Below are 7,684 nucleotides of genomic sequence, written 5' to 3'. Positions count from 1 at the left end.
TAAAGGGCTGTCGCCTGTTTTAACAAACTTTGCTTTAGCACACAAACAGCAACGCTGTTTGTGCCTTAAAATTGCAATAAAACAACTTTTCTTGGGCGTTGCCCAAACCCACGAGCCTTTAAAAAGGCTCGACCTAAATTTATTGTTATTTATCCGAAACTTTCCGCTAAACAATAATTTACCCCGACTCTCGAAAAAGAACACATAAGTTAAGCCTGACAGTTCGCTATGAATTGTCAGGCTTTTTATTGCAAAAAACCTCTCAAATATGCTATACTTTTGTAGGTGATAAAATGTACTATACATATATACTCAGATGTGCCGACAACACACTTTATACCGGCATAGCAGCCGACATACAAAAGCGAATGAACGAGCATTTTTCTCTAAGCGAAAAATGTGCAAAATATACACGCACTCACAAGGCAAAAAAGCTTGAATCTCTTTGGACAAGCGAAAACCGAACCACAGCCTCAAAGCTTGAATATCAGATTAAGCAGCTTACGAAAAAACAAAAAGAAAAAATTATTTTAACCAAAAGCCTTGAAGTGCTAAAAGATAAAATTCAAATAGAGAATTACCAATATTCTGATATAGAATTAAACATTACAAAGTAAAAGTCCGACTTTCGCTGTCGGACTTTTTTGTTTATAGAGTAATTTTAAATGTTATTGACTTTTCATCATTGCTAAAGCAGACTGCCTTGCCCTTATGTGCATTTGCAATGGCTTTTACGACAGAAAGTCCGATGCCGTGACCGCCGGTTTCGGAATTTCTTGAGGAGTCGGCACGATAAAATCTTTCAAAAAGTTCATCATGTCTGCCCTTCTCAATCTTTTCAACACTGTTTGTAACCAAAATTATACGGCTTTTTCCGCTTGACTTTAAGGAAATGCTGATACTTCCGTTGTCATTTGAATACTTCATAGCATTATCAAGCAATAAAGACACAAGCTGTCGGATTGTCGGTTCATCACCGCAGTAGCTAAGATTGCTTTCAACATCAATTTCAAGGCTTTTTTCCTGCGAGGCGGCTACCGGCTCAAAACCCTCGGCAACCTCAAGCACAGCGTCTGAAATTGAAAAATCAAGCATTGTAAGCTTGGTGCTCTCCTCGTCCATTCTTGAGAGAAAAACAAGCTTTTCGGTCAGAGCAGTAAGTCTTTTCGCCTGATTTTTAATGCTTTCAGTCCACTCGTTTTCGCCGTTTTCCATTTCAATTATTTCTGTAGATGCGTCAATTATTGTAAGTGGTGTTTTTATCTCGTGGCTTGCGTCTGTAATAAAACGCTTTTGCTTTTCGTAGCTTTCTGCAACCGGCTTGAATACAATTTTAGAAAAAACAAGTACAAGCAGATACACAAGAATAATTCCGCCAACGCTTGCCAGAACGCTGACAATAAGAAAATTATAAAAGGTAGAAAGCTCCCTTTCGCAATCAAGGTAAATATACATTTTTCCGCTGTCGGTATTGACGCAGGTGTATTTGTAATTGTCAATAAATCCGCTTGTTTTATTCCTATTTGCAAGATCTTTTGTGTAATTAACTGCCTTTTCGGTCGAAACCGCTGCAATCATACCTGTATTCACCGACACAACGGTATTGTCATCATCAATCCTTACAGTAAAATATCTGGTGTCAAACGGAGCTTCTGCCGACATTTTTCTGTCCGGTTTTATATCATCAACAGGCTTATCAGCCTTTTCACCGTCTTTTTTCGGAAAAGTACCGCCGTTTTCCGCAATTACCGATATTTTTTCATCTGCTCTCACATTTACACTATGATAGTTGGCAATGTTAACTGCCGACATCATCACACCGAGCACCAAGGCTATTGAAATAAGCATAACAAGAATAAATCGGCGTCGTAGTTTTTTAATCATTATTGACCTCCAACGCATAGCCACGGTTGCGTACTGCCTTTATAGCAACATTTGCGTCAAGTGCGGAAAGTTTTTTGCGAAGATAAGACACATACACCCACACAACATTCTGATTGGTTTCAGTATCATATCCCCAAATTTTTTCCATAAATTTTTCTGTGGAAATTATCATACCTTCGTTTGTCATAAGCATTTCAAGCATCTGAAATTCCTTGTTGGCAAGTCTTAAAGTGGCTTTTGGAGAAGAAACCTCAAAGGTACTGCGATTGAGTGAAATATTTCCGCAGGTAAGCAGTGAACCTGTGTTTTCGCCCTTTCTCCTTGTCATTGCACGGATTCTTGCAAGCAATTCCTTTGTGGCAAACGGCTTGGTAAGGTAATCGTCTGCACCGCTGTCAAGTCCTGTTACCCTGTCGTCAATCTCAGATTTTGCGGTAAGCAGTAAAATCGGAACTGAATTTCCGATTTCTCTCACCTTTTTCAAAACGGTAATTCCATCCATTTTCGGCATCATTATATCAAGTACAACTCCGTCATAGTCGCCGTTCATTATATAATCAAGTGCGTCCTGTCCGTTATAAACAGCATCAACGGAATAGTTACTGTGTTTTAGTATTACAACCAGAGCATTTGAAAGCTCCTTTTCATCCTCTGCAAGCAACAATCTCACACTTACCCCTCCATTCAAAAAGTATCATCACTTTTCACGCAAAAGAAAAGCAGTTTAAATAAATTTACACTATAATTGTATAGTAAAAACCTTAAACTTAGCTTAAATTATTTTTTATCCTCTCATTCTCGCAATTAAATTTCCACCGTTTTGCTTTAGCCAAAGTTCTGCTTTTTTATAGTCAGATAAAATGCTTTCTACCTCTGCCCAGAATTTCGGTGAATGATTCATCTCTCGCAGATGGCAAAGTTCGTGCACAACAATATAATCAATCACATAATCAGGTGTAAGCATAAGCAGGCAGTTAAAATTCAGATTACATTTTGTGGAACAGCTTCCCCACCTTGACACAAGATTTTTAATTGTAATTCTATTGTAAGCAAAGCCGTATTTTTGGGCAAAGTATTCAACTCTTTTCGGTATATACTCAACCGCCTTGTCTGCAAGTTCTTGTACTTCTTCAAAAGAAATTTTCTTAAGCTTACTTTGCTCCTCAATCCTGTTCTGCATTTTCAACATATGCTCATCTATCCACTTTGACTTTGAAAGCACAATTTTTTCAATCTCGCTGTCCTTCACAAACAGAGGTGCATACACCATAATCTGTAAATCTGTTGTTATTTTAATTGAAACGCTCTTTCTTTTACTTCGTCTGATATAAACATCATATTTTCCGACTTTCATACTTACCATTCCTTTATACACAAATTTTAACACAACCATAACTGCTTAGCAAGCAGTTGCAAATACAAATTTTTTGCGATAAAATTATTTATACATATTATTCTTCACACAAAATACAGATAAAAAAGTTACTTTATATATGGTGATTGCAATGTACAAAATACTTCTTGTAGAAGATGACAAAAATATAAGAGAAATGGTTGTTGAATACTTTTCACGAAAAGGTGACGGAAATTTTCCTGTATCGGTTGCCCCAAACGGAGAAATCGGACTGCAAATGGCATACGAAAATCCCTACGATTTACTTTTGCTTGATGTGAATCTGCCAAAAATGGACGGATTTTCTATCTGCAAAGAAGTAAGAAGATACAGCGATGTCCCTATTATGTTTATCACCGCAAGGGTGAGCGAAGAAGATGTGCTAAACGGCTATGCACTCGGTTGTGACGATTACATAATAAAGCCTTTTGCCTTGCCTGTGTTGTTTGAAAAGGTAAAAGCACTCATTAAGCGTTCAAAGGGGCTTGTGCGTTCCTCTGTGCTGACGGTTGGTACTCTCACGCTTAACCCCAACAACGGAATTGTTATTTCAGACGGTGATGAGATTGATTTGACAGCTAAGGAATACAAAATATTAAAATTTCTTTTAGAAAATAAAAACATCGTAATTTCCCGTACAAAGCTTATTGATAAGCTATGGGGTTACGATTCCGATGTTGATATTCGTGTGCTTGATACACATATAAAAAATCTGCGAAAGGCATTAAAAGATAATTCAAAGCTGATTAAAACAGTAATCGGCAGAGGCTATAAGATTGAGGAATAATTATGAATAACAAGCTAAAAAAAGAAAATCGAAAAATACTCATAAGTATAATTGCAATAGTTCTGATTATCTGCCTGCTTGCAATGGGAACTTTTTCATATCTCATATATAATTCTACAAAAGAAATTGATCAATATCAGGCTGAACTGCAGTCTAACTATATTTATGACAATACAAAATATATAGATATAACCGAAAGTGGTCAAATAAATACATTTATTGTTACAAATCTCAACAATTACTATTACGGTAATTCTTCATACAATGACATATATGTATCATTAGAAAATGACTACTATAATATTTCGGTTGACAGTGCAAATAAAACGGTAATTGACCTTGATGACTACTTTTCAAGTTTTGATTTTTCTTCCGATACCGACAATAATTTGGTATATGATTACAGCCTGGGAGTTTATCTTGATTATTTTACTCTTCGAAACAGTATTACCGATGAACAGTATAATAAAATTGCCGATTATCTTAATACCGAACCGGACGAAGACGGTAATTATTATATTTTATCCGTCAATCAATATGCAACTGATAATTATAACGGTGTCGGCACAGACGAAATGATACCTATACGATTAGAAATTCTGCGTACAAATGAAAACCATGTCTGGTATGCGGAAGATGAACATATTGAATATTTTGACTTATCATCAGACAAAATAAGCGAGATAAAAGAATTACAAAATCAAATGGAGGAAAATTACAAAAACAGTAATGATATTACTTCCGATACCGCATTAATCGGGCTTATTCATTCAGTAGGTGATATAAAGAAAAACGAAATTACAAAGGATTTTTTCTTTAACGGAGGTAAGGAAAACGAATTAAAAGAATACAGCAAAAATAACTCGGAAGATACCAATGTTTTCGCCGCACACATGCAGATTGATGCTTTTTCATTTATGTATATGCAAATTTACGAAGCAAACCCGAATTATACAGACGGATTTTCATCTGTTGATGAGATGAATTCATATAACCAAAAAGCTTGCAAGATTACTGTGTATCAAAAACTTGAACCTCTAAAAGCCTGCACCCCTACTCTTATAATCGGCAACAGCATTATTCTTGCTTTCTTTATTTTAATTGGAATTGTGCTTATTCTGATTGTGTGGAGAAATTTTAAAAACAGAGCAATACGAGAACAGCACAGAATAGAAATGACAAACGCAGTGGCTCACAACCTGAAAACTCCGCTCTGTGTTATAAACGGTTTTTCTGAAAATCTGCGAGAAGAAGAAGGCTATCTTACCAAGCAGCATTATATAAATGTAATTCAGCAACAGGCAAGCGATATGGATATTCTTGTACATAAAATGCTGAATTTTTCAAAGCTTGAGTCTGACTCTGCAAGGCTGAATATCAAGTCGTTCAATATTAAAACAGAACTTGAAAAACTTGCTGAAAAATACAGTAATATTCAAAGCAAAAGAATTACAGTAAATGCCGACGACAAGGAAATTTCAGCTGATGAAATGCTTATGGAGCTTGCATTTGAGAATCTTATTGAAAATGCTGTTAAATATTCAAAAGATAATTCTGATATAGAAATATCTTTTACAAACAATGTTTTTAGTATTTCAAACGATTGTGATGATATTTCTAAAAAAGATTTAAAACGAATGTGGAAACCGTACACCCGCCTTCAAAAAGACGAAGATGTGCGTGGCACAGGTATAGGACTCGCCATTGTAAAGCAAATCCTAAAGCTTCACAAATTCACTCCTTACACCGACTATACAAACGGCAGACTTACCATAAGCTTTGAAATTAAATAAACGGCAAAGCCGGATGTAAACTAAACTTAGATTACATCCGGTTTTTTCATTACTTTCAATACATACTATATACCATTAATAAATCACTAATTTTGCTTTTGCACTTGACAAAAGCTATGATTGAAATATAATACTTATTAGATAGATAGGAATTAAGGAGTAGTTATGATAGTAAATTTTGATACTGTAAAGGTTTTGAAAGCTGAGCTTATGGATAACTATAATACCTACCTGCATTTTCACGATGCATGCGGTGGGCAGTATTTTTCATTTGACGAGGTACCGAGTGATGATGTACTCAGACACGCTGAAAACTTTTTTCGCAATATGAATTACAAAATACAGATTTCAGACGATAAACTCAGTTTTTATATTAAGGAGAAAATCAATGCTTAATCAATTTTCAAGAACACAGCTTTTACTTGGTGCAGAGGCAATGGAAAAGCTCGCAAATGCAAGGGTAGCAATTTTCGGAATCGGCGGAGTAGGCGGATACACAGCCGAGGCACTTGCACGCACAGGAATAGGTCAGCTTGACCTTATTGACGATGACAAGGTTTGCCTTACTAACATTAACCGACAAATTTTTGCTACACGCAAAACAGTTGGCAAATACAAGGTTGATGTTGCCGAGGAAAGACTCAAAGAAATTAACCCAAACATAATTATAAACAAACATCAAAAATTCTACACACCGCAGACCTCAGGCGAGTTTGATTTTACACAGTATGACTACATTGTTGACGCAATAGACACAGTTACGGGTAAAATTGAGCTTGTTATGCAGGCAAAAAAGGCAAACACACCGATAATCTGCTCAATGGGTGCCGGCAACAAGCTTGACGCATCTGCTTTCGAGGTGGCTGACCTTTACAAAACCTCGGTATGTCCGCTTGCAAGAGTAATGCGAAACGAGCTTAAAAAGCGTGGCATTAAAAAGCTTAAGGTTGTATATTCAAAGGAAAAGCCAATCACTCCTGTTGAAGATATGGCAATAAGCTGTAAAACGAACTGCATCTGCCCTCCTGGCACAGCAAGAAAATGCACCCAAAGGCGACAAGTACCAGGCAGCACAGCCTTTGTGCCGTCAGCTGTAGGTCTTATAATTGCAGGCGAAGTAGTTAAGGATTTAATAAAATAAACTATAAAGCAACACACCGATTGCCAATCAATCGGTGTGTTTTTGCGTAAATTATGGTTTAGCGACGGTTGGGAAATTTTGTTTGAATTAGCACAGACTTTATACTCGAAAATAAAAATTTGGTCAACCTTTTTCAAAGGTTGTGGGTGTGGGCAAAGCCCACAATACTTTAAGTTTATGCAAAATTCTGAATAGTCAAACAGCTTGCTGTTTGGCGGCTTGAACACAATAGAGAAAGCCTTACAATGCGACAGCAACACAAAACAGAAAAGATATTTTTTCTATTTATAAATTATTTCTTATTAAAAGGCTTTCGCCTGTTTTCTCAAACTTTGCCTCAACACACAAACAGCGTTGCTGTTTGTGCCTGAAAATTTGCAATAAACACAACTTTTCTTGGGCGTTGCCCAAACCCACGAGCCTTTAAAAAGGCTCGACCTAAATTTTTTGTTAATTATCCAAAACTCTCTGCTAACTCATAATTTATCAACATTACCCCAACATTTAAAACAGATCCAATTATTTATCGTAATCATCAAGAAAGCTATGCTGAACATCGTCTTTCTTATATGAAATAATAGTGTTGAGGTTTACATTTTCAACACTTCGGAAAATGTTGCTTTCAATCTGCGGATTGATTTTTTTAAGCTGTGCTATAAGCTGCTTTATCTCCTGTCTTTTAGAGC

Annotated in this window: 9 protein-coding genes and 1 pseudogene; 6 read left to right on the top strand and 4 right to left on the bottom strand. The window is 36.3% G+C overall.

From position 1 onward, the window contains the following. A partial coding sequence (locus ACJMMI_RS02885; protein ID WP_405353343.1) for a hypothetical protein occupies nt 1–208 on the top strand: 208 nt, incomplete at its 5' end. Between the two features lie 85 nt (nt 209–293). Further along, the gene (locus ACJMMI_RS02880; protein WP_405353341.1) at nt 294–617 is read left to right on the top strand and encodes a GIY-YIG nuclease family protein; all 324 of its coding nucleotides are present in this window, start codon (nt 294–296) and stop codon (nt 615–617) included. A gap of 31 nt (nt 618–648) precedes the next feature. Here the strand turns inward: ACJMMI_RS02880 and ACJMMI_RS02875 are convergent, their stop codons facing one another. The 3 genes from ACJMMI_RS02875 to ACJMMI_RS02865 all read right to left on the bottom strand — a co-directional run bounded on the left by ACJMMI_RS02875 (nt 649) and on the right by ACJMMI_RS02865 (nt 3,238). After that, nucleotides 649–1,884 (bottom strand): sensor histidine kinase, encoded by a 1,236-nt coding sequence (locus tag ACJMMI_RS02875; RefSeq protein ID WP_405353339.1) that lies wholly within the window; start codon nt 1,882–1,884, stop codon nt 649–651. After that, nucleotides 1,877–2,554, bottom strand: a complete 678-nt coding sequence (locus ACJMMI_RS02870; RefSeq protein ID WP_405353337.1) for a response regulator transcription factor — start codon at nt 2,552–2,554, stop codon at nt 1,877–1,879. Before ACJMMI_RS02870 ends, ACJMMI_RS02875 begins: the two co-directional genes overlap by 8 nt. 114 nt (nt 2,555–2,668) lie before the next feature. Further along, complete coding sequence (locus ACJMMI_RS02865; protein ID WP_405353335.1) at nt 2,669–3,238, bottom strand: M48 family metallopeptidase; 570 nt, start codon at nt 3,236–3,238, stop codon at nt 2,669–2,671. 151 nt (nt 3,239–3,389) lie between these two features. Here ACJMMI_RS02865 and ACJMMI_RS02860 point away from each other — a divergent pair, with 151 nt between their 5' ends. The 4 genes from ACJMMI_RS02860 to ACJMMI_RS02845 all read left to right on the top strand — a co-directional run bounded on the left by ACJMMI_RS02860 (nt 3,390) and on the right by ACJMMI_RS02845 (nt 6,998). Then, the gene (locus ACJMMI_RS02860; RefSeq protein ID WP_405353332.1) at nt 3,390–4,064 is read left to right on the top strand and encodes a response regulator transcription factor; all 675 of its coding nucleotides are present in this window, start codon (nt 3,390–3,392) and stop codon (nt 4,062–4,064) included. Between the two features lie 2 nt (nt 4,065–4,066). Continuing rightward, complete coding sequence (locus ACJMMI_RS02855; RefSeq protein ID WP_405353330.1) at nt 4,067–5,857, top strand: sensor histidine kinase; 1,791 nt, start codon at nt 4,067–4,069, stop codon at nt 5,855–5,857. Between the two features lie 165 nt (nt 5,858–6,022). Continuing rightward, nucleotides 6,023–6,253 (top strand): hypothetical protein, encoded by a 231-nt coding sequence (locus ACJMMI_RS02850; RefSeq protein ID WP_405353327.1) that lies wholly within the window; start codon nt 6,023–6,025, stop codon nt 6,251–6,253. Further along, a complete protein-coding gene (locus ACJMMI_RS02845) occupies nt 6,246–6,998 on the top strand; it encodes a ThiF family adenylyltransferase (RefSeq protein WP_405353325.1) in 753 nt (250 codons plus the stop codon). The genes ACJMMI_RS02850 and ACJMMI_RS02845 overlap by 8 nt, the downstream gene beginning before the upstream one ends. 519 nt (nt 6,999–7,517) lie before the next feature. Here ACJMMI_RS02845 and ACJMMI_RS02840 read toward each other — a convergent pair. After that, nucleotides 7,518–7,684, bottom strand: a pseudogene (locus tag ACJMMI_RS02840) (ATPase); the annotation flags it as partial.

Origin of the sequence: Ruminococcus sp., assembly GCF_045129435.1 — a bacterium.
Classification (GTDB): Bacteria; Bacillota; Clostridia; order Oscillospirales; family Acutalibacteraceae; genus Ruminococcoides.
Note: the sequence above shows the minus strand (reverse complement) of the source record. Positions and strands in the feature narration are given on the sequence as shown.

Coding starts and splice junctions, on each gene's coding strand:
- ACJMMI_RS02880 (WP_405353341.1), top strand. CDS start 294: ATGTACTATACATATATACTCAGATGTGCCGACAACACACTTTATACC.
- ACJMMI_RS02875 (WP_405353339.1), bottom strand. CDS start 1,884: ATGATTAAAAAACTACGACGCCGATTTATTCTTGTTATGCTTATTTCA.
- ACJMMI_RS02865 (WP_405353335.1), bottom strand. CDS start 3,238: ATGAAAGTCGGAAAATATGATGTTTATATCAGACGAAGTAAAAGAAAG.
- ACJMMI_RS02860 (WP_405353332.1), top strand. CDS start 3,390: ATGTACAAAATACTTCTTGTAGAAGATGACAAAAATATAAGAGAAATG.
- ACJMMI_RS02855 (WP_405353330.1), top strand. CDS start 4,067: ATGAATAACAAGCTAAAAAAAGAAAATCGAAAAATACTCATAAGTATA.
- ACJMMI_RS02850 (WP_405353327.1), top strand. CDS start 6,023: ATGATAGTAAATTTTGATACTGTAAAGGTTTTGAAAGCTGAGCTTATG.
- ACJMMI_RS02845 (WP_405353325.1), top strand. CDS start 6,246: ATGCTTAATCAATTTTCAAGAACACAGCTTTTACTTGGTGCAGAGGCA.